The sequence below is a fragment of the Oceanobacillus sp. FSL K6-0251 genome (assembly GCF_038004725.1).
Taxonomy (GTDB): domain Bacteria; phylum Bacillota; class Bacilli; order Bacillales; family Amphibacillaceae; genus Oceanobacillus; species Oceanobacillus oncorhynchi.
Window position 1 is genome coordinate 1,445,395 of record NZ_JBBORS010000001.1, and the last position, 23,118, is coordinate 1,468,512.

23 protein-coding genes are annotated in these 23,118 nt (G+C 39.2%); 17 read left to right on the forward strand and 6 right to left on the reverse strand.

Going from position 1 to position 23,118, the window contains the following annotated elements:
* Positions 1 to 106: 106 nt before the first annotated feature.
* The 3 genes from MKY45_RS07445 to MKY45_RS07455 are packed head-to-tail and all read left to right on the forward strand — an operon-like array spanning position 107 to position 3,553.
* A complete protein-coding gene (locus MKY45_RS07445) occupies positions 107 to 1,081 on the forward strand; it encodes a TAXI family TRAP transporter solute-binding subunit (RefSeq protein ID WP_042532716.1) in 975 nt (324 codons plus the stop codon).
* On the forward strand, positions 1,035 to 1,544 hold the full coding sequence (locus MKY45_RS07450; RefSeq protein WP_052485003.1) for a DUF1850 domain-containing protein: 510 nt from the start codon (positions 1,035 to 1,037) through the stop codon (positions 1,542 to 1,544). Before MKY45_RS07445 ends, MKY45_RS07450 begins: the two co-directional genes overlap by 47 nt.
* 35 nt (positions 1,545 to 1,579) lie before the next feature.
* Positions 1,580 to 3,553: a TRAP transporter permease gene (locus MKY45_RS07455; protein ID WP_042536086.1), complete on the forward strand. Its 1,974-nt coding sequence runs from the start codon at positions 1,580 to 1,582 to the stop codon at positions 3,551 to 3,553.
* 185 nt (positions 3,554 to 3,738) lie between these two features.
* Here the strand turns inward: MKY45_RS07455 and MKY45_RS07460 are convergent, their stop codons facing one another.
* The 3 genes from MKY45_RS07460 to MKY45_RS07470 form a co-directional block, all read right to left on the reverse strand.
* Entirely contained in the window at positions 3,739 to 4,899 is a 1,161-nt protein-coding gene (locus MKY45_RS07460) for a DUF418 domain-containing protein (RefSeq protein WP_042532718.1), read from the reverse strand.
* A 20-nt stretch (positions 4,900 to 4,919) separates the two neighbouring features.
* Positions 4,920 to 5,384: a hypothetical protein gene (locus tag MKY45_RS07465; RefSeq protein WP_256705956.1), complete on the reverse strand. Its 465-nt coding sequence runs from the start codon at positions 5,382 to 5,384 to the stop codon at positions 4,920 to 4,922.
* A 354-nt stretch (positions 5,385 to 5,738) separates the two neighbouring features.
* Positions 5,739 to 6,251, reverse strand: a complete 513-nt coding sequence (locus MKY45_RS07470; RefSeq protein ID WP_256705957.1) for a cupin domain-containing protein — start codon at positions 6,249 to 6,251, stop codon at positions 5,739 to 5,741.
* 180 nt (positions 6,252 to 6,431) lie between these two features.
* Between MKY45_RS07470 and MKY45_RS07475 the strand changes: the two genes are divergently transcribed.
* From MKY45_RS07475 to MKY45_RS07505, 7 genes are all read left to right on the forward strand, one after another.
* Positions 6,432 to 6,893: a GNAT family N-acetyltransferase gene (locus tag MKY45_RS07475; RefSeq protein ID WP_256705958.1), complete on the forward strand. Its 462-nt coding sequence runs from the start codon at positions 6,432 to 6,434 to the stop codon at positions 6,891 to 6,893.
* A gap of 275 nt (positions 6,894 to 7,168) precedes the next feature.
* A complete protein-coding gene (locus MKY45_RS07480) occupies positions 7,169 to 7,798 on the forward strand; it encodes a DUF1232 domain-containing protein (RefSeq protein ID WP_042532724.1) in 630 nt (209 codons plus the stop codon).
* Positions 7,799 to 7,822: 24 nt separating this feature from the next.
* Positions 7,823 to 8,764 (forward strand): LCP family protein, encoded by a 942-nt coding sequence (locus MKY45_RS07485; RefSeq protein WP_042532726.1) that lies wholly within the window; start codon positions 7,823 to 7,825, stop codon positions 8,762 to 8,764.
* Positions 8,765 to 8,913: 149 nt separating this feature from the next.
* Positions 8,914 to 9,630, forward strand: coding sequence for an FAD-dependent oxidoreductase (locus tag MKY45_RS07490; protein WP_193063174.1), 717 nt, complete (start codon positions 8,914 to 8,916; stop codon positions 9,628 to 9,630).
* A gap of 218 nt (positions 9,631 to 9,848) precedes the next feature.
* Positions 9,849 to 10,526 (forward strand): hypothetical protein, encoded by a 678-nt coding sequence (locus tag MKY45_RS07495; protein ID WP_139089088.1) that lies wholly within the window; start codon positions 9,849 to 9,851, stop codon positions 10,524 to 10,526.
* Positions 10,527 to 10,720: 194 nt separating this feature from the next.
* Positions 10,721 to 11,062, forward strand: coding sequence for a PadR family transcriptional regulator (locus MKY45_RS07500; RefSeq protein WP_042532730.1), 342 nt, complete (start codon positions 10,721 to 10,723; stop codon positions 11,060 to 11,062).
* The gene (locus MKY45_RS07505; RefSeq protein WP_052485004.1) at positions 11,046 to 11,594 is read left to right on the forward strand and encodes a DUF2812 domain-containing protein; all 549 of its coding nucleotides are present in this window, start codon (positions 11,046 to 11,048) and stop codon (positions 11,592 to 11,594) included. Before MKY45_RS07500 ends, MKY45_RS07505 begins: the two co-directional genes overlap by 17 nt.
* A gap of 587 nt (positions 11,595 to 12,181) precedes the next feature.
* Here the strand turns inward: MKY45_RS07505 and MKY45_RS07510 are convergent.
* On the reverse strand, positions 12,182 to 12,373 hold the full coding sequence (locus MKY45_RS07510; RefSeq protein ID WP_256705959.1) for a DUF6366 family protein: 192 nt from the start codon (positions 12,371 to 12,373) through the stop codon (positions 12,182 to 12,184).
* Positions 12,374 to 12,596: 223 nt separating this feature from the next.
* Here MKY45_RS07510 and MKY45_RS07515 point away from each other — a divergent pair, with 223 nt between their 5' ends.
* Complete coding sequence (locus MKY45_RS07515; protein ID WP_256705960.1) at positions 12,597 to 14,480, forward strand: heavy metal translocating P-type ATPase; 1,884 nt, start codon at positions 12,597 to 12,599, stop codon at positions 14,478 to 14,480.
* Positions 14,473 to 14,604: a hypothetical protein gene (locus tag MKY45_RS07520; protein WP_256705961.1), complete on the forward strand. Its 132-nt coding sequence runs from the start codon at positions 14,473 to 14,475 to the stop codon at positions 14,602 to 14,604. The genes MKY45_RS07515 and MKY45_RS07520 overlap by 8 nt, the downstream gene beginning before the upstream one ends.
* Before the next feature lie 122 nt (positions 14,605 to 14,726).
* Here the strand turns inward: MKY45_RS07520 and MKY45_RS07525 are convergent, their stop codons facing one another.
* Positions 14,727 to 15,344 carry a TetR/AcrR family transcriptional regulator gene (locus MKY45_RS07525; protein WP_139089090.1) on the reverse strand — a complete coding sequence of 206 codons (618 nt, stop codon included), beginning with the start codon at positions 15,342 to 15,344 and terminating at the stop codon, positions 14,727 to 14,729.
* A gap of 136 nt (positions 15,345 to 15,480) precedes the next feature.
* On the opposite strand from MKY45_RS07525, the gene MKY45_RS07530 reads away from it, so the two are divergent.
* The 4 genes from MKY45_RS07530 (at position 15,481) to MKY45_RS07545 (ending at position 21,252) form a co-directional block, all read left to right on the forward strand.
* Complete coding sequence (locus MKY45_RS07530) at positions 15,481 to 18,672, forward strand: efflux RND transporter permease subunit (protein ID WP_246529042.1); 3,192 nt, start codon at positions 15,481 to 15,483, stop codon at positions 18,670 to 18,672.
* A 240-nt stretch (positions 18,673 to 18,912) separates the two neighbouring features.
* Positions 18,913 to 19,092, forward strand: coding sequence for a sporulation histidine kinase inhibitor Sda (gene sda, locus MKY45_RS07535; protein WP_042532737.1), 180 nt, complete (start codon positions 18,913 to 18,915; stop codon positions 19,090 to 19,092).
* Positions 19,093 to 19,760: 668 nt separating this feature from the next.
* Positions 19,761 to 20,375: an arginase family protein gene (locus MKY45_RS07540; RefSeq protein WP_341173475.1), complete on the forward strand. Its 615-nt coding sequence runs from the start codon at positions 19,761 to 19,763 to the stop codon at positions 20,373 to 20,375.
* 517 nt (positions 20,376 to 20,892) lie between these two features.
* Complete coding sequence (locus MKY45_RS07545; protein WP_042532738.1) at positions 20,893 to 21,252, forward strand: Lin0512 family protein; 360 nt, start codon at positions 20,893 to 20,895, stop codon at positions 21,250 to 21,252.
* Positions 21,253 to 21,324: 72 nt separating this feature from the next.
* On the opposite strand, the gene MKY45_RS07550 is transcribed toward MKY45_RS07545, so the two are convergent.
* On the reverse strand, positions 21,325 to 21,924 hold the full coding sequence (locus MKY45_RS07550) for a TetR/AcrR family transcriptional regulator (protein WP_193063179.1): 600 nt from the start codon (positions 21,922 to 21,924) through the stop codon (positions 21,325 to 21,327).
* 302 nt (positions 21,925 to 22,226) lie between these two features.
* Between MKY45_RS07550 and MKY45_RS07555 the strand changes: the two genes are divergently transcribed.
* Positions 22,227 to 23,108, forward strand: coding sequence for an ABC transporter ATP-binding protein (locus MKY45_RS07555; protein WP_042532740.1), 882 nt, complete (start codon positions 22,227 to 22,229; stop codon positions 23,106 to 23,108).
* Positions 23,109 to 23,118 lie beyond the last annotated feature (10 nt).

Consider the following 23,118-nt stretch of genomic DNA (forward strand, 5'->3'; position numbering starts at 1 on the left):
GTTTTTACATGACAAAAATAAATAGTCAATATACCTGAGAAAAGTTCTATTTTAAAAATGGGAGGATTATAAATGTAAGAGAGCAGGGGAAAAGGGGGAGAAAATGATGAAACATAAGAAGCTGGGGTTATTAATCTCATTTATTGTACTAGCTGGGCTGCTGCTTGCGGCTTGTGGAAGCAATGGAGATGATGAAGAAAGTGAGAGCGAGAGCTTGGACAGCAATATCGTAACGATTGCTACAGGCGGAGCGTCTGGTCCTTACAATATTATAGCGACTACCTTAGCGGATATTTACACGAATACGTACGATGTAAACTCAAGAACACAGACAACTGGAGCATCGGCTGAGAATTTAAACCTGATGGCAGAGGAAAAAGTGGAAATGGCTTTTGTGATGAGTGATGCGTTGAGTCAGGCGTTAAATGGGGAAGCGAGCTTCTCAGAACCCTTAGAGGGTATTTCCCAGATTGCGAATTTATATCCGAATGTGGTTCAGATTGTTGCCAGGGCAGATGCTGGGATTGAAACAATAGAAGATTTAGCTGGAAAACGCGTTGCTGTCGGTGATCAGGGATCGGGAGTAGAACTGAATGCCCGTGCGTTATTGGAGGGACACGACATTTCTTATGACGATTTGCAGGCAGATTACCTTGGCTATGCTGAGGCAGCGGATGGCTTATCTTCAGGGCGGATTGATGCGGCTTTTTTAACAAGCGGTTTGCCTAATGCTTCTTTATTAGAATTATCGGAAACGACGGATATTAATTTAGTAACCATCGATGCAGATAATATTACAGAAATCGCAGAGGAACATCCCTACTTTATAGACTTTGAAATTCCGGCTGGCACGTATGGTAACGAGGAGGCTGTTCCAACTGCAGCTGTACCCAATGCGCTGGTTGTGCGCAGTGATTTTAGCGAGGAGGATGTGTATAAATTAACGAAAACATTCTTTGAAAGCCTGGATACCTTAAGTAATTCCCATCAAGCAGCAGAGGATATTTCAATAGAAAATGCTCAGGAGGGGCTTATTGCGCCGTTACACCCGGGAGCTGAAAAATATTTTAATGAGCAATAAGAAAAAAAGAATTTGGATAGGGAGCTCGTTGCTTATCTTGCTCCTTTTTCCTCTTTTCTATCGTATTCCTGTCATCGAAGTAGCGGGAGAGGATACTTCTTTTTTTATCAAAGAGGAAGCGTTTGTTTTAGGATGGATTCATTCGATTGAAAAAGAGGAATGGTTTGAAAGATATCAGAGGAAAGATGAGAAAATCATTTTAAGCGATACGTTTTTTAAAACATTTGGTGCCGGAACTCCCTTTCAAGCCAAGAAAACAATGACAGAAAATGGATTTATTCAAATGGAGCTTGATATAGATTATGAGGATTTAAATGTAACTATTTCTGAATTTGTACAAACTACGCTGTTTATTGGCGATCGTGAAATACCTTTATACCACCATTTTGACCAATATGAAAATGTCATGATTACAACACGAAAATTACCTGTCTGGGAATACATAAGGGGTGATTATTTTTGAAAAATGATAAGCTGCACGCTGCCGCAGATTCTGAGATGTCACAGGACAAGGTAAAGAAGGTACTCGAAAAATATGATTTGGAATCCAATGTACGGAAATGGAACAATAAGTCGATTGTCTGGTTTTTCAGCATTCTGGCGATCAGCTATGCAATATTTCATTTGTATATTACATTTAACCCGCTCCCCACGCTCCTGCAGCGTAATTTTCATTTAATGTTTGGCTTAGGAATGGTCTTTCTGCTTTACCCAACATTTAAAGCCCAAGACCGCAGGAAAATTCCTTTTTACGATTGGATGCTTTTTGGATTAACAATCGCTTCCTGTATTTATTTGTTTACCGTCTATCAGGATATTGTAACGGTACGCGGCGGCGTTGCGAACACTGCCGATATTTTGATGGCGATACTGACAGTTGTTTTAGTGTTTGAAGCTGCACGACGGGTTACCGGCTGGGTTTTACCTATATTGGCTCTGCTATTTCTAGCCTACCCTTTCTTTAGCCATCAGGATTGGCTGCCGAGAATGCTATTAACAAGGCCTTTTGATTTAGCGGATATTTTCGGGCAATTATACACAAAAACTGAAGGGCTATTTTCTACGGCAATCGGTGCGTCTGTGCAATTCATTTTCTTATTCATTTTGTTTGGCGCTTTTTTAGCGAAATCCGGAATGGGGAAATTTTTTAATGATTTGGCTCTGGCACTTGCTGGTCATAAGCAGGGCGGACCGGCAAAGGTAGCTGTTATTTCAAGTGCTTTTATGGGATCAGTCAACGGCTCAGCCGTTGGAAACGTTGTAAGCACTGGTGCCTTTACAATTCCTTTAATGAAACGAATAGGCTATGATAAAAATTTCGCAGGTGCTGTAGAAGCCAGCTCCTCGATCGGCGGCCAAATTTTACCTCCTATTATGGGAGCGAGCGCATTTATTATGGCAGAAACCACAGGAATATCATATGGAACAATCGCTCTTTCCGCAATTATCCCCGCATTTTTATTTTTTTTAAGCAGTATCATGCAGGTTCATTACCGCGCCGGACGTGCAAATCTAAGAGGCTTGCCGAAAGCGGATCTTCCTCAGGTAAAGAAGGTGTTGAAGGAAGGCTGGCATTTATTGATACCGCTCATCAGTTTGATTATGATGCTATTTGCTAATGTGCCTGTTTCTTATGCGGCCTTTTACACCATCATGATTACCGTTGTTGTATCCTGGTTTAGAAAACATACAAGAATGCATTTCAAAGATATTCTGCAGGCATTGGAAACCGGGACCAGACAAGCGTTATCGACAATCGTTGCCTGCGGGGTCGTCGGCATCGTTATCGGAGTAGTTAACTTAACTGGTTTTGGGGCCACATTATCTTCGGCTATAACGAGTCTTGGTGCCGGTTCATTGATGTTCACGTTACTCCTGACGATGCTTGCGTCGATTGTTTTAGGGATGGGTCTGCCGTCCATTCCAGCCTATATTATTACGGCTACCATGGCTGCGCCTGCTTTGGCGGAGTTCGGTATTCCGGTTCTTATTGCACATTTGTTTGTATTCTATTTTGGTATCTTTGCCAACATCACGCCGCCCGTTGCGTTGGCTTCTTTTGCGGCATCCGGTCTGGCAGGCGGGAGCCCGATGAAAACAGGCTTTATATCGCTGAGGTTAGCCATAGCGGGATTCATCGTCCCATTCATATTTGTTTATGAACCGGCCATGCTTTTGATTGATCCATCGGGCTTGCCTGCGAATGCCACAGAGTTTCCTTTTGCAGCGATCCCTCAAATTATAATGGTTGCTGTAAGCTCTGCCATAGCAGTAGTAGCTATCAGCGCTGCCGTTGAAGGATTTATTCATACGAATCTAAATGTCTTAACCAGGCTGGTGCTTGGGATTAGTTCGTTGCTTTTGATCGTACCAGAGTTCATGACGGATATCATTGGATACCCCATTATTATTTTGATTTTTGTTTTAAACTATATTAAGAGTAAAAAAGAAACGCCGGCAGCTGTTTCTTAAGGAACAAATAAGATTAGAAGGAGTCGTGATGCAGTTCTTGCTGCTTGTGGAATATTAGAAAACTTGGTTGGCACCAAGCCTTTAGGTGACAACCATAGTTACACTTATGCAGTAAGAAAGTTTATACTTACTTAACTGCCAAAGAAAGAAGAAGGCTGGAGCAGAAACCTCTCCAGCCTTCTTCTTTAAGATCGCTGCTTATTATAAATTAAATACCGCAGATAATTTTCTAAAGGCCCGGCTATTTGACGACGTTCCATCCAATACGCAATCGACAGCGTAACCATCCACATCACGGTACCGATCAATAACGACGTGGTGACAGTTAAGGATGCCCCTAGATTAAAAGCAATGGGGGACAACAGGATCACTATTAAAACCTCGTGCAGCACGAAAAATGTTAAGGAACGTTTGCCCATTGCAGCAATTGCTTTTACGAGGCCGCCGCGCTGTTTCATGCGGGCTCCTAACCATCCAAACAGTGCTGCATAACTTAAGCCGCCGGCAAAACCAGTGAGAATATGGATGCCATATACAATCCCGGCGGTGAAAAGACTTGGAAACCAAACATCGTTAATCAGCACAAGCGGGATGGCGCCGGCAAGTGAAATGGTAACCCCGATGACGCTTAATTGTTTTAACAGCTTAAGATGATGCTGCGGTTTAATTAATATATTTATATTCCCCAGCCACATTCCAATTAGGACGGAAGGGATAACAGGGAAGGTAATATGCGTAAATAATGGAATAATCGGGATAGAAACCAGACGCTCCAGTATCGTACCTGCATATGTTTCCTGACCAGTTAGCTCTACCGGTAATCCGTACGACTGGTTTTCTGTCAGGACACCACCCCAAAACAATGGAATGTATATGATACAGATAACCGTAGAGATAAGCACATATTTTTTAATCTTTTTGTTATCCTTTTTCAAGCAGGAGACTAACAAAAGACCTGCAATACCATAGGTCATCAAGATATCCTGACCGCCTGCAACCCCGGCGAGGATAGCGCCAAATAATATCAAATACCAGCAGCGTCTCTTAATCAATCGCTTTGCTTCTGCTGTACCTTTTCTTTCTGATTGCTTACGGTAAATCATGACGAGACCATAGCCGAACAGGATAGCAAATAATGGACGTGCCCGATTATCCACGGTGATTTCCATTAGAAAATTTAAGAAATGATCGAATGCTGTACTGCCGGAAACTTTGGTGATGACGCCTGGTTCGATGGTATATAAAAACAATGGGATATGTGAAAGGATTATCAGAAAAAGCATGAAGCCTCGTGCAAGATCCAAAGAAAGTGCACGCTTTGTTTGAGTTGTTTCTAAATCAGCCATGAATCCTCCTCCTCATTTCTTCAGCCTTTTTTATTCCTTAGCTTATTAATCATCCATATCACTCCAGCTATAAAAAGCACAGCTAATATAACAACATCAAATTTGCTTGGATAATTGTCAATAAACGTGCGGACCGGTTCAGGAAGGCTTCCTTGAAAGATTGCATCGACAGCTGTTCTGACTATCGTCAGCAGAAATATAATAAGCTGCAGTAAAAGCAAGATTGGCAGCAGACCAAAACCGCCAATAAACCAATTCCAAGCCAATGCTCCATTAAAAAAATAAATAATAGCAGCCAGTATAAATACCACACTTATAAGAGAAAAGATAATGAAACGAATCCATTGGGCGAATACCAAGGATTCTAAACTGTAAAGGTGCATCACATAGGAAAATGAAAGTATCGATAAAATAATACTTAGCAACGGTATGATACGCTGGAACCAGCGGGGGAGATGATGAAATTCATCAGTTTTATTGTCCATTTTAAACTCCTTTATTAAGTAATCAACATGTAATTTGGTTGATTGATTATATTTTTGGTTGTTTAATTAAAATTTATCATTTAGGACTTTCTTTGTCAAGTAAGCTATCAATCTATTAGCTGACAAAAAATCCTGCCTTCAAGAGGCAGCAGGATGGATTTCAGGGAATAGGCAGGTCAATTTAAGCGTATGTAGAAGAGAGGTTGCTGGCTTTATATTTTGTATTGGTTATCATCTTTTCATTAACAAAAAGAAACCATTTGATAAGGCTGTCATCAACATGGTTTCTTTGTGAGGGAAATATTCTGTATTTTATTCGTAGAATGCTTTTTAAAACACGATGAAGCATCTGCTTTATTCATCCGCCCAATATGAAAACAGGAGACCACGTTCGCCAAACAATGGATCGGTATCAGGTAATGGAACGTTCTTGATATTCGCCAAGTTTTCGGGGCGCTCTTCAGCCTTTCCATAACAAAAATCATAACTTTTCCCATTCGGATAGGCGCCAATTACAGCAAAATCTGTACTGCCTTCCAGCAGTTTGTGACCAACCCCGGCTGGAAGAATGGCTGTATCGCCTTGTTCAACCTGTATCTGTTCTCCCTGTTTCCCGCCAAGCTGAAGCTGAGCGGATCCGCTGACTACGGCAAGAACTTCATGTGTATTACTATGATAATGATGAAAAGAAGCAACACCTCCACGCCATGCGCCCAGCCAGTTATTTTTTGTTAAAATTGCTTTTACATCGTCCGTTGAAGTTATTACATCTCTGTATAAAAGCAGCGGATAGGTCGGATTGTTTGGAATTGAGCCGTCATCTTTGAATTGCAAGAATTTTATCTCCACATCTTCCGGATGTTTCATGCTTCTTCCCCTCCTTCAAAAAGCTTTTGTTGCTTTCTTTCCCTGCAACGAAGAAATAAAACATGTGAATGTAAAATAATTTCTTCTATAATAATAGATACATGGAAAAGAAGAACAAGCTTGGTGGAAGGGTATTACAAATTAAAATGAGGAAGCTGCTGCATGAAAGGAGACAGTCAAATGCATTTTCGAAAAGCTCAAAAAGAAGACTTACCTGCCATCGTCCGCTTATTAGCTGACGATGGATTAGGTTCCGGACGTGAAAGGTATGAAGATCCTTTGCCTGAGGAATATGATCAAGCTTTTGATGCAATGGAGGCTCAAATCGGAAATCAGGTTATTTTAGCTTTGGAAGAAGAGGAGGTTATCGGCTGTATTCAATTGACCATTATTCCTGGATTAGCAAGATTAGGGATGAAGCGGGCGCAAATTGAGGGCGTGCGGGTGGATAAGAAGTATCGCGGAAAAAGGGTAGGGGAAGCTTTGTTTAAAGAAGCGATTGCTATCGCAAAAGCGGAAAAATGCGGGCTAGTGCAGCTGACAACAGATAAACAGCGCAATGATGCGCATCGTTTTTACGAAAGATTAGGTTTTTCTGCAAGCCATGAAGGAATGAAATTAATTTTTAAAATGGAAAAGTAATCAACACAGAGTAAAATAAGGTGCAATTCTGTTATAACAAGGATTGCACCTTATTTTTTATCGACGGCATAAATATCTTCCCGAAGTTTAAAGGGCTGTAGTGTTTATTTGGTTGTTGACATTTTGTCAACGTTTGGATATATTGTTTAATAGATTATTAGCTTATCTGACTGGCGATATTTTAAACGATACAGCCGTCACTGATACTTTTGTAATTGTCTTAACTCAAGTGACGCTAACCATCAAACATCACTATAAATGAAGGGATAGCATATATGTCTGCAGATAATTTTGGTAATAAATTAAAAATGCTATTACATGCTAAATCAATGACGGTAAGAAAATGCAGTGAGCAGACCGGTATTGATAAAGGGACCATTTCACGTATTATCAATGGAAAACGAAAAGCAAACATCCAGCACTTAAAAAAGTTTGCTTCTTGTTTTGATATACCGCTTATAGAACTTCTGCACGCTGCCGGTTATTCCATACACGCTGATGAAGCGCGTGAGATTTCAGATATGCATACATCCATAGAAGAAATTCAGCAAATACTAAAGGCATCGGATCTTTACAATAATCATTTAAGTACAACTGCCGTTGAGCAGCAATTAGACAGGTATGAACAAAATGCCCAAACAGAGGAAGGAAAACAAATTATTCATAATCAGTTTAAGAAAAAGCTTGATGAAGTAGGCAGCATTGGTCCATTTATTAATCAACTCAAGGATTTTTATGCACAATTTGCACAATATAAGAGGGATCCCTTTACTTTAGCTGTCATGGGAGGTGTATTATTATATTTTATTACACCGTTCGATGTAGTTCCTGATTATATTTTCCCTATTGGATATATGGATGATGCTATCGCAGTACAAATTGCTTTAAAAAAACTTTCTAACTAAAAGAATATACAAGGAGCATTCAATATGAAAAGACGTGAAAGAAAATCTGGAAAGCGGAAATGGATACGGCGTGTTCTGTTACTTGTTTTCGTCTGCATCATTGCGGCAGGAGCCTATATCATTACGCAATATTATCAAGGATTATCCGAAGCAAGTGAAGGTCAATACAAGGACGATGGTACAACCTTTATTCCATTTGAAGGATCAGAACCGCAATTTGGAGAAATAAATGTTTTAATGATAGGCAGTGATACCCGTGGAGAAGAGCGCGGGCTCTCGGATACAATTATGATTGCCAACTATAATCAGGAAACCCATGATATAAAACTAGCTTCCATTATGCGTGATACATACGTAGAGATACCTGGATATGGCATGCAGAAGATTAATGCTGCATTTGCATTTGATGGTCCCGAACTGCTCAGACAAACGCTGAAGCAAACTTTTGATATCGATTTACACTATTATGCAGTGGTCGATTTCGAAGGCTTTTCCAAAATCGCAGATATTATCGCTCCTGATGGTATTGAAGTGGATATCCCGCATCAAATGTCAGAGGATATCGGAATGACACTTGAACCAGGGCGACAAGTCTTACATGGAGACGAACTGCTTGGCTATGTGCGCTTTCGGAAGGATGCAGATGGAGACTACGGAAGAGTGCAGCGGCAGCAGGAAATAATAGGCAAGCTGAAAGATGAAGCGGTAAGTATCCACGGTCTGATGAAATTGCCAAAGCTTTTAGGCGTTGCTGATCCATACATTGATACGAATGTAGATAGTAAAACCATTCTTACAATAGGAAAAGGACTGATTAGCGGCAGTGAACACCCGATGGAAACATTAAGAATTCCTGTAGATAATTCCTATCAAAACGTCCGGACCGACGTTGGAGCTGTGTTAGAAATCGATGCAGAACAAAATAAACAAGCTCTTGAAGAATTTTTATCAGCAGATAGGGAATAAAAATTTGTACTACTGATTTCTAAGCTTATATTCGCCAGCCTGTTTGTAAATAGAGAAATAAGGGTAAAATTACTATATGTCCATATGATAACTTACAATCAGCAACTTTCTGAGTAAGTGAATTACTCTATACAAAGGAGCGAATAGAAATGGCAAACAGCAGAATCAAATTAAAGAAAAAAGAATTGGTTGCAAAAGATACAATGGCTTTTCATTGGGAAATGCCAGATGGATTTGAATTTAAAGCAGGTCAGCTGACCCATATTAAATTGATTAATCCAAGCGAGATAGATGAGAAAGGAACGGAAAGAGCATTGTCATTCGTTTATGCACCGAGTGAAAAAGAATTAGTTACAACAACCCGGCTGAGAGATTCCGCTTTTAAACGAGAATTAAAAGACCTTCCCGAAGGCAGTGAAGTCGAATTTGACGGAGCAAACGGAAGCTTTACCTTGCATAAAACGGAATCAACGCCGGCAGTATTTCTCATTGGCGGTATCGGTATCACCCCGATTCGAAGCATGATCGCAGAGGCTACCAATCAGAAAACAGACCATGACCTTACATTGCTGTATTCGAATAAAACACCGGAGGATGCACCGTTTTTATCTGATTTTGAAGATATGGAAAAAAGAAATCGTCATTTCACCTTTGTCCCAGTCATGACAAGGTCGGATGCGGATGAATGGAGCGGAGAAAGAGGGCATATCGATGCCGAGCTGCTTAAGCGGTATGTTTCCGATATTAATAAGCCGATATATTATTTATCCGGACCCGGCGATATGGTAGAAGCCATGCAGAAAATGCTTGTAGATGCCGGTGTCAATGAAGATAATATCCGGTCTGAGGAGTTTGCAGGGTACTAAAAGGTTATATTCTAGAATGAATTTCTTTGAAATAATAAAGAGAAAACACCCCTGAAATTAGATTTTTAATCTGTTTTCAGGGGTGTTTCATGTGATTTCCAAAGTAACGATAGGATAAATGAAGGAAGGCTGGGCTTATTATAACGATGATGAATTGATTAGAAAAACCTATTGCCAGCTAACGCGAAGTCTGTATATGATAATAGCAACTTCTCTCTATGAGAAAAATGAAGGAGCAGATGATGATTACAGATGAAATTCTTTCTACGCTATTTGTAGTTGGCGGCTTTTTGATCCTTTTACTTATTGTTTATGTTTTTAGCAAAATACCTGGTTCCGGCCTTATCTTTCGTTTTATTCGCAGACTTTTTCTGATTCTGTGGAGTATTGTTATTTTAGGTCTAACTTTCTTTATGTTCTTTATGGTCGGCTATATGGTGATCGTGTTCTTTACGTTTAATGGAAGCGAAGAGGGAATCTTATACCAAGGAGAGCCGATAAACTTTTTGATTGGTGATAATGCGAGAGACGCAGCATTTTTTACGATGCTTTATGCTGGCTTTTGCCTGGTGGCTGTATATATTATTTCGTTTATTTTGGCGATGGGGCGGAAGGTTACGCGTGTCAGCAGAAGGTTCCATGCTGAAATTATTTTAGTTGCTATGATTGGTTTGGTATTTACTGTATTTCCTGTTGTGGTTGAGTCGGTTTTACCAGATTTTGAAGTGGGGCGTTATGGGAGATATGCACTTGGTGTTCTGCCACTGATGATGTATATCCAGGCACAAATGAAAAAATCCAGAGAACGCCGGGGGAATGGACGCTACCCTTCTCGTAAGGAGCGGTTCTATCGCGATTTGAATGAGAAGCAGTCCAATCGAGCTGGGAAATTCTAAGGTGTTTTTATACAACTTCTCAAAAAATAATATGTTTGGAATTGAAAAACCTCGTTTGGAAGGTTTGTCGCATTGATGAACCTTTCAAACGAGGTTTTTTATATCGTTGACAGTTATATCGGGTTACGATATACTAAATTATATCGTCAGTCGATATAACGTGAACAAATATAAAAAGACGAGGAGATAATAAGATGCAGAATGAGCAGATAGCTTTAACAGAAGCGGTTTATTACACGCTGCTTTCTCTATATAAGCCGCTTCATGGTTACGGGATTATGCAAAAAGTAGAAATGATGTCAGCGGGAAGAGTGACTCTCGCAGCGGGTACGCTATATGGTGCTTTGAATAACCTGTTAGACAAGGGCTGGATTGAGGCTCTTCCTAAAAATGTTAATAATCGAAAAAAAGAGTATCTCATTACCGCCCAAGGGAAGAAAATGGTGGAGATGGAACTGTTAAGACTGCAAGAGCTGATTAATAACGGAAAGAAAATAGTAGAAATGGAGGAAAAGGACAATGGAGAAAAAAGTTAAAAAGCTTTTCACTGTCTGGAAATTTGCCGAAGAAGAGCAATGGTTAAACGAAATGGCTTCAGATGGTTGGGAGTTGGTAAAAGTAAGTGTACCCAATTATCGTTTTATAAAAAGCACTCCCAATAAATACATTTATCGATTGGAATTACTCGATCCAAAATTAACGAAAAAAGAACGCAAAGATTACATTGATTTTATGGAAGAAACCGGAGCGGAGAAAATTGGAGAGTTTTCTAACTGGATTTATTTTCGTAAAAACGCTGAACTAGGAGAATTTAATATCTTTTCTGATTTGGATTCAAGGATTGTACACTTAAAGAGGATGTTTCAGCGTCTTCTTGCTGGATTTATTTCGATTATAACGATTTTAATTTTTTCAACTGTGTTGATGATAAATAATTCTACTCCTTATATTTTATCAATGATTACAACGGTTATATTCGTTTTAATTCTATGCTTGTTCTTATATGGATTGATCCAAATAAATAAACGAAAAAAAGAACTGGCAGAAGAGCGACAATTTAGAGAATAAAAATAGGATTGATTTAAACCGCCTATTTGTCAGGGATTATTGTCTTTTTATTAGTAGGAAAAAGTGATAAATCAATGACTTTATGTTCTTATAAAAAGTGCCTGAGAGTTTGACTTAGGCACTTTTTTAAACGCTTATAACTTAAATCGCTGGAAATTATAAACTCAACTTCCGCACATTAAAAAGTAACTTCATTTCTATAGAAACAGGGGGGTGATCGTTCCTTCGATAACCCCTTGACAAAGAATAAAAGGTGAAGTGTAAAGCACCGCTGAGGCGGACCATTTTGCTTTCCGACGTACAGGACGTACTAGTGCAGACGTTGCAACAAATGTTTTCGATGGGGTTGCGATTACTCACCCCATCGAAAACATTTGTACGTCGGAAAGCGGAGTGGTTGGCCGGAGCGGAGCTAAGCACCATCACCAATTCCAAAAAGGCCGGATATTTCACCAAAATGCAAGCATGGTAATGGAGAACATGTTCACCCTGAAATAGCAAAATATATTTGCTTATTCTTAGGTGCGAAAGTTGAGTTATAAATAATAACAACTATCTTCTAAAGCCATGCAACTTAAATCCGCTGTCTACTTTACAAATAGTAATACAATAACACCGGCAATAATTAGAAGCAGAATTAAAATACCTGTACCTTTCCACCCTAACCCGCCAACTAAATCGGACAGGCCTCCACCATGAATACTGCTTGATGATTTTTTTAATTCCTCTTGCCGGAGTCTTTCTCTGGTTTCTTCGGGAGTTTCTTTGTCATTACGCATAAACGAACCCCACCTTTGATAATATTTCCTCTAACCATTGAAATAAGTCTCTTATCTGTGACTATAGCATATCCTAAATAAAATTTGTCACCATTTCTACAAACAATCCAATGAAAAGTATGATATACTATTTATAATAATTATAATATAATATTAATTATAAATAAATGAAAATGATAATCAATATCAGAGATTTGTATGGTGTTAAAAGGGGGAGTGTAAAATGACGGGAACAAACAGCAGTGGTACTTTCTTATTGTATCTCAAAATACATGGAGAAATCATTGCCGCAGCAATAAGCGGAATACTTATTTTGACTGCCTGGATATTATCCGGCCATATTAGTCATGCCTTATGGATTACTTTATTGATTGCTGCTTTTTTAATTGGCGGTTTTGCAAAAGCGAAGGAAGGAATCACAGAGACATATAAAACCAAAAAATTAAATGTAGAGCTGCTGATGATTATTGCAGCTATTGGAGCAGCTTCCATCGGCTACTGGGCAGAAGGAGCTATCTTGATTTTCATCTTTTCTTTATCCGGTGCTTTGGAAAGCTATACGGAAAATAAAAATAAGAATGAATTGAAAAGCCTGATGAAGCTGCAGCCGGAAAGTGCTACCCTGCTAAATGGTGAGATAATAAGCATTAGTGAATTAAAACCGGGTGATTGCATTACTGTAAAATCAGGGGAGAGAATCCCGGCAGATGGAATTATTGTCAAAGGAGATACAACCGTAGATGAGAGTGCATTATCCGGAGAATCGATTCCTATTACTAAAACAGTAAGCGATGAGGCCTATGCTGGCACAGTTAATCTTGGCAGCAGTCTGCAAATTGAAATAAATACGTTACCGACAGAGACCATGTTTCAAAAAATTATCGAGCTGGTTCAAGATGCGCATGAAGAACGATCTCCCTCTCAGCAATTTATTGAGAAATTTGAAGGGGTATATGTCAACGTTGTATTGGTTACTGTTGCTGTGATGATGTTTCTTCCACATTTTTTATTTGGCTGGTCCTGGACTGATACCATCTACCGCGCCATGATTCTATTGGTTGTCGCTTCGCCATGTGCGTTAGTTGCTTCGATTATGCCGGCGACTTTATCCGCAATTTCCAATGGGGCGCGTCAGGGGATTCTGTTCAAAGGTGGTGTGTATGTAGAAGCTTTAGCTAAATTAGATGCGGTTGCTTTTGATAAGACAGGGACGTTGACCAAAGGAGAACCTGCCGTCGTTGATTATTTTATAAAGCAAGGAGAGAATAGCGAATCCTTGGCAAATGTTATTTATACGATGGAAAGTGAATCCATTCATCCGCTGGCTCAGGCTATGAAACAATGGGCGAGCGTATCCCGGGGAGGTCTAAGAGAGTTATCTGCAGCTGTCAAGCACCATAACGGAAAAGGGCTGTCAGCTGAATTGGATGGAGTGTCTTGGTGGATTGGTAATGCAGAATTGGTTGGAAAGCAGGACGCAGATCAGTTCCTGCAAGTCTTTACTCCACAAGAACAAGCGACGACCAATATATTTGTGCGAAAAGATGCGGAGATTATTGCTGTATTTTTGCTGAAGGATACTCTCCGGCAAGATGCTGTTGAAGCAATACAAGAGCTGAATAAGCTTGGTTTAAGAACGATTATGCTGACAGGTGATAATCAAGCAACTGCAGCAAGCATTGCTCAGGAAGCTGGAATTACAGAATTCCATGCCAATTGCTTGCCGGAGGATAAGGTAAATTATTTAAAGCAGCTGAGAGCGCACAACCAGCAGACAGCAATGATTGGCGACGGTGTAAATGATGCGCCGGCCCTGGCGACAGCTAACATTGGTGTGGCGATGGGCGCAGGAAGCGATATTGCTTTGGAGACAGCAAACGTTGTGCTGATGAAAAATAATTTAGCAAAAATGGTTAACGCGATTCGGATTTCGAAAAAAATGAATGCCATTGTAAAACAGAATATTATTTTTTCTCTTGCTATCATAGCTATTCTGATTGCCAGCAATTTTCTGCAGATTATCAATATGCCGCTGGGTGTTATTGGGCATGAGGGAAGTACGATTCTTGTTATTCTTAATGGGCTGCGGATGTTAAAGGGTGAATAAAAAGTCAGCGGATACCGTCGTTCACATGCCAAATGAAGATAGCTCTGATTCACCATCATCTCATATACAATCAAGAGAGCCGATTGATGAAGAGTTGATGTTTTTTGATAAAGCAAAACAATAATGCGGAATTAACCGTATAGAAGCTTTTCCTGTCTTATTTCAGAAGGGAAAGCTTCTTTTCTATGCTGCAGCGGCTTTACGCTTCATATCCTGTTCATCCTTCATTCATTATTTTATCCTGCGTTACTTTTTATTATTAAATATATCGCTGAGCACCTTCTCAAATCCAATTTCCGAGATTTCGTCAAACATCCCATCTACTTCCTCTTTGGATATATTCATGTTATTTTCATTCCAAAGCATCCACGTATGAATGATTCCTGAAAGCAAAAATTCAATGATATATTCCAATTTGATTTGATCTTTTTCATTTAAATCTTTTACTTGCTCCATTACTTTCGTTCGAGCTTCTTTTTTATATTCGTATAAATAATCTGGATCTCCATTTGGTCCAAGCAGCACCATAATCCGTTCATTCATTTTTTCGTTCAATTCGTCGTCATAGGATTGTTCTACTTCAAAGCGGGCTCGTTCTTTCTCTTCCTTTGTAATACTGCCCAGATCATGGTCTTGAAACCACTGTAAAACAGCTGAGATTAATTCTTCTGATGGTACAAGGCCTTGTTTGATTTCATTCAGTATATCGTATACGTCCGTATAATAATTATAAAAGGTTCCTCTGTTATATCCTGCGCGGTCTGTTATTTCCTTAATCGAAATTTTATTGATAGGTTTCTCTTTATAAATATCCCAAAATGCTTCCTGCAAATTAAATTTTGTCTGTTCTTTGACACCCATCATGAATCCCTCCTTTTTTCAACAAATGGACCCTAATTGTTCATTGTTTAATGATACGTATCTCCTTACAATAAATAATACAACATGTTGTTGAAATTTTGAATAGACAACAAAAAATTTAATAGGAGGAATTTTGCAAGTGAAGAATTTATCGAACTTTTCTATCAAGAGACCAAAATTCACGATAGTTGTGATGTTGGTCCTTTTAATTCTGGGCGGCGTATCGCTAACCAGGCTCCCAATTCAAATGATGCCAGAGATTGAACCGCCTGTTGCAGTTGTCGCAACAAGCTACCCTGGAGCAGGGCCTGAGGAAGTCTTAGACAGCGTTACAGAACCTCTGGAAGAGGATCTTTCTACCGTTACAGGGTTACAAAATATTTCCTCACAATCACAGGAAGCTTCCTCACTCGTTATTTTGGAATTTGATTATGATATGACGATAGATGAGGTGGAGAATGAAATAACTCGTACAATATCCTCTACGAATCTGCCGGAACAGGCGGAAGAGCCAAGTTTTATCGAATTTGATATTTCCATGATGCCGAGCATACAAATGGCAGCGACGTCTACGAATGGAGACACAGCAGAATTTGAAAATCAGGTCAATGATTTGGCAAATGAACTGGAATCGATTCAAGGAGTCGCATCAATTAATATTAATGGTTTAATGGAAAGGGAAGTAGCTGTTGAATTAGATACAGAAGCACTAAGTGACTATAATCTCTCTCAATCGGATATTGCCGGAATGATTGAAGCGAATAATATTTCGATGCCTATTAATACAATTGAAGATACAGAGCAGGGTTATAACATTTCTACTCGTACCATGAATGAATTGGATGGATTGGATGAACTGCGGGAACTCGTTTTGCTCGACATGCCTGATGAAGAGGTAACATTGAATGACGTGGCAGATATTTCTATTTCCGAAGATAATGGCGGCGTCATTACCCGCTTTAACGAGGAAGATGCTGTTCAGCTTGAAATGATGTTAGCTGACGGGGCGAATGCATCTTCTGTAAACGCAGAATTTAATGAAGAATTGGATGCTTTGCTTGATGACGAGGAATATGAACAGCTTTCTGTCAGTACACTTTATGACGAAGGCGAGTATATAGATATGGCAATCGACAGTATCTATGTTTCCTTGATCAGCGGTGCGGTATTAGCAATGTTTGTGCTGTTTGCATTTATACGAAATCTGAAAGCTCCATTGATTATTGGATTATCGATTCCATTTTCCGTCATCACTACCTTTGCTTTGCTGTTTTTCACAAATATCAGCATTAACATGATGACATTGGGTGGTTTAGCACTTGGAATTGGGATGCTGCTCGATAACTCAATTGTTGTTATTGAGAATATCTATAGACATCTGTCGATGGGTAAAAATCCGAAACAAGCAGCAAGAGAAGGAACCAGGGAAGTGGTTACAGCAATCCTTGCTTCTACATTAACGACAGCTTCTGTATTTTTACCAGTCGTGTTTGTTACTGGTCTGGTAGGGCAGTTATTTACGCCATTAGCAATTACGGTTGTATTCAGTCTGCTGGCTTCCCTATTTGTAGCGGTCACGGTAGTACCGATGCTGGCAAGCCGTATTTTGACGGTACCGAAAAATATGGATGAAACGAAGCGGAAGCAAAAAGGATATATGAAACGATTGAGAAAGGCTACTGCATGGTCGTTGCGGCACAGGGCCTCTGTACTGTTTGCAGCTGTTATTCTGTTCCTTGCTGGTGCCTTTGGTTTGGCTGTGCAGGGAATGGAGTTTATGCCAGAGCAAGATGAAGGGTTTTTAACCATAGAGGTGGAAAAAGAACAGGGAACCTTACTGGAAGACACCCTGGCAACTGTAGAAGATATTGAAGCAGAACTGGATAATCATGAGGAAGTGGACGCTTATCTAAGTACAGCTGGTTCATCCGGTATGATGTCTTTTGCAGATGAAAGCAATACAGCAACCATAAGCGTGCAATTAACAGATGCAAGTAACCGAAATATGACCACTTCTGAATTTATCAATGAAGTGGAAGATGATATTCAAGATACAGATGCATCCGCAGAAATCAATGTTATCCCGATGTCACAGGCTGGCGCCGGGGAACCAAATACAGTTGTACTGAATGTTTCCGATAATGATGAAGAACGTCTGGATGAAGCAGAAACAGACATCATCAATGAATTGGAGGACGAAGCGGATATTAACAGTGTGACATCCAGCAATTCAGGGACAGTGGAAGAATTGCAAGTAGTTGTGGATAAAGCAGAAGCGCGTGAAAATGGTTTTCAGCCGGCACAGGTAGGAGAGGCTCTATATGAGGCAACCAATGGTGTCGAAGCTTCTACAATAGAAGAATCCGGCGGCTACACCACAATCAATGTGAAATATCCTGCAGATGTCTTAGAAAGTGAAGAGGCATTTGAGAATATCTCTATCCCAAATGATGAAGGAGAGTATATCGATTTAGGCGATATTGCATCGTTAGAAGAGGCTGAATCGCCTACGCTTATAAATAGAGATGAGATGACAGATACAAGGGAATTAACGGTTTCGTTCAGCGACAGCCTTTCTTTAAATGAAGCAAGTCAGCTGATTGATGACGTTATTACAGACCTTGACCTGCATGAAGATACAGAGCATTCTATGGGCGGCGATATGGAAATGCTCAATGATGCCATTCCGCAATTAATCCTTGCAATTGCACTTGGAATCGTATTTATCTACCTTGTCATGGTTGCTCAGTTTGAATCATTTAAAGCACCATTTGCTGTTATTATGACAATTCCATTAGCATTTATTGGGGTTGCTTTGTCTCTGTTAATTACCAATAATCCGCTGAGTGTCATAGCAATGGTAGGTATTATTCTGCTTATCGGAATTGTTGTGAACAATGCAATCTTGATTGTCGATTATATCCAGCAGCAGAAGGAAAAAGGAATGTCTGCTTATGAAGCGATTGAAATCAGCGTTCAAGACAGATTCAGACCGATTCTCATTACAGCTGTTACAACGATTCTGGGTATGCTTCCGCTAACGCTGGAAATCGGTGAAGGCATGGAAGGAATTGCACCAATGGGGATTGTTGTTATCGGCGGCCTGACTGCAAGTACGTTCTTAACCTTGTTTATCATTCCGATTATCTACAGCTTTATTGATCCGGAAACAAGGAAGATGAACAAGAAATATATGACGCCGGATGGAGAAATCATCACGCAGCGTCAAGTTGATGAGAGAAAGGAACAGGAAGCTGCTGCTTCTTATGAGCAGAGTGAACAAGAAGCAGATGATTCTCCAGAGGAAAACACAGGTTCAGAACAAAAATAGTAACCAATGTAATAGAATAAAATAATGTTTAAAGAGTAATCCAAACTTATTCAAGCTAAGAATAGGTTTGGATTTTCTTTTTTAGGATGTTCAAAAGAGACCTAAAAATATTATCCTACCTGGCGGTTATTGTCGAATTATTTTGCCCTTTCTGTCTTACTTTGTAATATTTTAGATAGATTCTACTTCCGGCTGTTGAAAATCGAAAGGTTCAAAAATGCTAATGTGGGAGGGATATTCATGAACAGTCTTAGGCATTTGTCAGACGAGCTCTTGCAGGAGTCCTTGAGAAATGCAGTAAAATTAAAGCTGGAACAGAATTTTTGTGCAACATTAAGAGATGAAATCAGCCAACGGGCAGAAAGGAGCAAAAAAGGCACCAGAAAAGCGATGGACATGACGAACACTTTTGAATGGTAATAACGGCAAGAGGTTCTATTGTCCTTTAATCGGTAATTGCTGAAACCGGAAGTAGAATCCCCCAGTCTGAATTTCAGGCTGGAAAGAGCAGCGTTGGTACTGAATGGTACGCAGCGCTGCCTTCTTTTTTTGTTAATAGATATACTTAGTAATCGTTGTCGAATTTTAATATTTTTAGAGATGAAATATTCATTGAGACAAAAGAATAACGTAATGAAAATTGTTGGAAATTTCCCGGGAAATAGTTTGGGAGGGTTATGAAATGAATTTTGCAAGGGAATTTTTTGTTATTAATAGAGAAGTACATCAATAACTAGTAATAAATTACTTTTATGGAATATATAGTTCATTATTTTGAATGGAATAATAGAAGGAGGCAAATTATTACTTATTTATTTTTAACTGACTTCCTTTAGAATCTTTTTTAGTAATACGTATACTATAATAAATTCAAATTAAATTCTCCGCTCTGTTGTAGAGCAACATAGATCTGTTATAGAAATAACGTAATAGATGGAATCATATTTAAAGAAAGGAATGTTATATTTGACGTCATGTTTAACAGTGTAGGAATTTAGGAAAAAGGAATAGCAGGTGGCAAAGCAATATCTCAACAAATGGAAAAGACAGCTGATATCCTGAAAGAACAATAGCCGGATAAAGTCATTATTTTTGGCGGGGGCTGCTCCATGGACCAAGTACCATTTGATTATTTGAGTGGAAAATATGGAGATAAGCTAGGGATTTTATGGTTGGATGCACATCCTGATATTGCAACAACAAATGGTTCGTCAAATGGGCATGAGATGATTGCAGCGAATTTGCTTGGAAAAGGTGCGGATCAATCTGTTACCAAAGTGAAAAATCCAATTTCTACAAGTCATATGATGTATGCAGGATTAATAGAAAAGAATTTACGTGATAGAGATAAACTAGTAAAGGAATTAAATGTACGCTTTGCCGGTCCGGATGAGCTAAAAGAGAATAGCCAGCTAATCATAGATTGGATAAAGGAAAACAAAATCGAATATTTAGCTGTTCACTTTGATCTGGATGTCTTGTCTCCAAAAGATTTCCGTTCCGTTTATCCGGCAGAACCATATACGGATGCAGAAGATTTTCCTGCTGCAGTGGGAAAAATGAAGCTTGCTGAAGTGGTCCGTGTACTGAACGATGTTTCAGGAAAAGCTGAAATTGTAGGACTTGGGATTGCTGAACATCTGCCTTGGGATGCTATTAATCTTAGAAAAGCACTTTCTGAAATCTCGATTTTTGATGATTAATTTCATTACACTAATATTATACCGCTATAAATCATTGATTTGTTTTGAGCTATCTACGTTCAAATTTGCTTGATTGAAATCTAAATTCCAGCCATCCGCGATTGATTTTCCTGTTTTCTCTATTTAGAAGCGGAAGTCTTGCAGCCAGTTATACTGCGATAAAAGCAATTCTTAAAAGATTTTATATTTGGAATAACTATAAAAGGAGTGTTTTATCACAAATTTTATCGGGAAAATGTAGGAATAAGAGCCACTTATCTAAAATGTAATTAATGAAGTCGCAGCGAACTTTGCTGCTTATGGAATTACAGCGGAATTGGTAATAAAAACAGCATAGAGATCTGGTTCGTTTATTCCAGAACGGTTGGACATATTCTATTATCTGGATTAAAAACGGTGGTTGAGCATAAGCAGTTGGAAAAATGAAAGTAATTATCATTCAAAATCAGGTATGCATAGCAAAAGGGTATTCATGTGTTATACCGAATTTGAAAAAAATCAAGAAGGAGAGAACAACATGGAAAAAAAGATATTCATTCAGACAGGTACAGGAGTAGATCTCCATGGACAGGACGTGAACCAAGCTTCAGAGCGTGCCATTAACAATGCGATACAATCTAATTCAATGCCAGGTATTCAGGACGCTCTTCCTAATCAGGATTTAAATAATATGAAGGTAAATGTGAAATTAGGCATCCCCAGAGATCTGGAGGACTTGGATGAGGAAAGAATCAAAAAGTTAATACCATATGGCGATGTGTCGGTGGAAAAACTGGAGGGAGGCTTGGCCTCGACAAATGGTATCTATCTAAGTGAGCAAAAGGATAAAAATGACCTGATGTATATTGTCAATGCCGTTGTGGAAGTAGGGTATTAATTAAGACAGAAGGGAAGGAACCGGCGCCGGTTCCTTCCCTTTTTCAACCGGATAACTGTCTAAAAGCCATTATCAATCCTTCCTCGGGGCAATCCCTTTAATAAGCATCTCTGTCCATTCTTCGGTATAGGGAGCGATTTTCTCATAAATCTGCGGCTTGGAAATGCCTTCTACAATTGCCTGGAAATAAAGAATCAGAAATTCATCGGAATATTTCAAGTCCACTTTTCCCTCTTTACGGCCGCAATGGAATAAATCCAATAGCATGCCGTAATTTACTTCATTAAATTTCTGCATCATTAAAGATAGACCTTCCTCATCCTTTTTCGTGAAAAAATCCATCATTCGCATATAAAATTGGTGATTGATTTTATCTAAATAGCTGATTTTATTTTGGCTTAATGCAATCAGTGTTTCTTCAAAAGAGTGATTTTCAGCTATAATTTCTTTGGCATCGGTAATCAATTGATTAATAAAGTCCTGAAAAACTTCACGAATCAGATTATCCTTGCTGCCAAAATACTTAAAAAGGGTAGCTTTTCCGACATTTGCATGCTTTGCGATTTCCTCCATGGTTACATTGCCGGCATCTGTATCTCCGTTTATCAGCTCAAAAGCTGCTTCTAAAATCTTTCGTTTCTTTTCCTCTGTTCTTTTTTCAAAACCATTCACATATATAACCTGCTTTCCGTTGAACATTCAATAAAATTTCTAAAAATGAATGCATCTCTTCCTATTTATTATATCTGTCTAATTATGAACTGGCAAATAAAAAATAGTATATATTATATTGACTTCATTTATAAAAAGGAATAATATTGAACTGTAAAATAGTTTTGTGGTTTAAAACTTTTTATTTGAAGTATTATTTTGAACTGTGGTGTGGTGAATAGTTTTGTTTAGTTTTTTGAACGATTAAGGCAGAACTGGGTAAAACAGCGTATGAAATGAAGGAGAGAAGGAGTGTCAGCCTTATGACAAAAATTGTGAAATTACAAGGCCTGCAAAAGAAGTTTGGTAAGTTTCAAGCGTTAAGTGATGTGACTTTCACTGTAGAAGCGGGAGAAGTTGTTGGTTTTATCGGTCCCAACGGTGCTGGTAAGTCAACGACAATTCGTGCTTTATTAGGAATTATTAAGCGGGATGCCGGGCAGGCAGAAATTTTTGGAAAGGACGTTTGGAAGGAAAGCCTGGAAATCCATAAACGTATTTCTTATGTGCCGGGAGATGTCGCGCTCTGGGGAAGTCTGACCGGGGGAGAAATTATTGATTTGTTTATGAAGCTGCATGGGGGCGGAGATAAGCAAAAACGTGATTATTTAATCAAACGTTTTGAACTGGATCCGAAGAAAAAGGCCAAGGGGTACTCCAAAGGAAACCGGCAAAAAGTTGGCTTAATCGCTGCTTTATCTGTGGAATCCGATTTATATATTTTTGATGAGCCGACTTCTGGTCTTGATCCCTTGATGGAAGCGGTCTTTCAGGAAGAAGTAGAAAAAATCAAGGAAGCAGGAAAGTCCATTTTACTGTCTTCTCATATTTTGAGTGAGGTAGAGCGTTTAGCTGACAGGGTCGTTATTATTCGTCAGGGGGAGATTGTAGAGTCCGGGACATTAGATGAATTAAGGCATTTGACTCGCTCTGCTGTCACCTTATCAACCGAAGGAGATGTTTCGCAAATGGAATTTGTAGAGGGTATCCATGATTTTACACAGAAAGATAACGAAGCGACATTTTCTGCTGATAATAAATACATCAATGCTATTTTAACGGAGGCAACGAAGCTTGGTGTGAAAAAGTTTGAAGCGGTACCGCCGACACTTGAGGATTTATTTATGCGGCATTATGAGGGATAAAAGCTGACAG

What these genes read in the sequence shown, in the direction of transcription:
- MKY45_RS07445 (WP_042532716.1), top strand. Translation starts at nt 107, where the DNA reads ATGAAACATAAGAAGCTGGGGTTATTAATCTCATTTATTGTACTAGCT.
- MKY45_RS07455 (WP_042536086.1), top strand. Translation starts at nt 1,580, where the DNA reads ATGTCACAGGACAAGGTAAAGAAGGTACTCGAAAAATATGATTTGGAA.
- MKY45_RS07460 (WP_042532718.1), bottom strand. Translation starts at nt 4,899, where the DNA reads ATGGCTGATTTAGAAACAACTCAAACAAAGCGTGCACTTTCTTTGGAT.
- MKY45_RS07465 (WP_256705956.1), bottom strand. Translation starts at nt 5,384, where the DNA reads ATGGACAATAAAACTGATGAATTTCATCATCTCCCCCGCTGGTTCCAG.
- MKY45_RS07470 (WP_256705957.1), bottom strand. Translation starts at nt 6,251, where the DNA reads ATGAAACATCCGGAAGATGTGGAGATAAAATTCTTGCAATTCAAAGAT.
- MKY45_RS07475 (WP_256705958.1), top strand. Translation starts at nt 6,432, where the DNA reads ATGCATTTTCGAAAAGCTCAAAAAGAAGACTTACCTGCCATCGTCCGC.
- MKY45_RS07480 (WP_042532724.1), top strand. Translation starts at nt 7,169, where the DNA reads ATGTCTGCAGATAATTTTGGTAATAAATTAAAAATGCTATTACATGCT.
- MKY45_RS07485 (WP_042532726.1), top strand. Translation starts at nt 7,823, where the DNA reads ATGAAAAGACGTGAAAGAAAATCTGGAAAGCGGAAATGGATACGGCGT.
- MKY45_RS07490 (WP_193063174.1), top strand. Translation starts at nt 8,914, where the DNA reads ATGGCAAACAGCAGAATCAAATTAAAGAAAAAAGAATTGGTTGCAAAA.
- MKY45_RS07495 (WP_139089088.1), top strand. Translation starts at nt 9,849, where the DNA reads ATGAGAAAAATGAAGGAGCAGATGATGATTACAGATGAAATTCTTTCT.
- MKY45_RS07500 (WP_042532730.1), top strand. Translation starts at nt 10,721, where the DNA reads ATGCAGAATGAGCAGATAGCTTTAACAGAAGCGGTTTATTACACGCTG.
- MKY45_RS07505 (WP_052485004.1), top strand. Translation starts at nt 11,046, where the DNA reads ATGGAGAAAAAAGTTAAAAAGCTTTTCACTGTCTGGAAATTTGCCGAA.
- MKY45_RS07510 (WP_256705959.1), bottom strand. Translation starts at nt 12,373, where the DNA reads ATGCGTAATGACAAAGAAACTCCCGAAGAAACCAGAGAAAGACTCCGG.
- MKY45_RS07515 (WP_256705960.1), top strand. Translation starts at nt 12,597, where the DNA reads ATGACGGGAACAAACAGCAGTGGTACTTTCTTATTGTATCTCAAAATA.
- MKY45_RS07525 (WP_139089090.1), bottom strand. Translation starts at nt 15,344, where the DNA reads ATGATGGGTGTCAAAGAACAGACAAAATTTAATTTGCAGGAAGCATTT.
- sda (WP_042532737.1), top strand. Translation starts at nt 18,913, where the DNA reads ATGAACAGTCTTAGGCATTTGTCAGACGAGCTCTTGCAGGAGTCCTTG.
- MKY45_RS07545 (WP_042532738.1), top strand. Translation starts at nt 20,893, where the DNA reads ATGGAAAAAAAGATATTCATTCAGACAGGTACAGGAGTAGATCTCCAT.
- MKY45_RS07555 (WP_042532740.1), top strand. Translation starts at nt 22,227, where the DNA reads ATGACAAAAATTGTGAAATTACAAGGCCTGCAAAAGAAGTTTGGTAAG.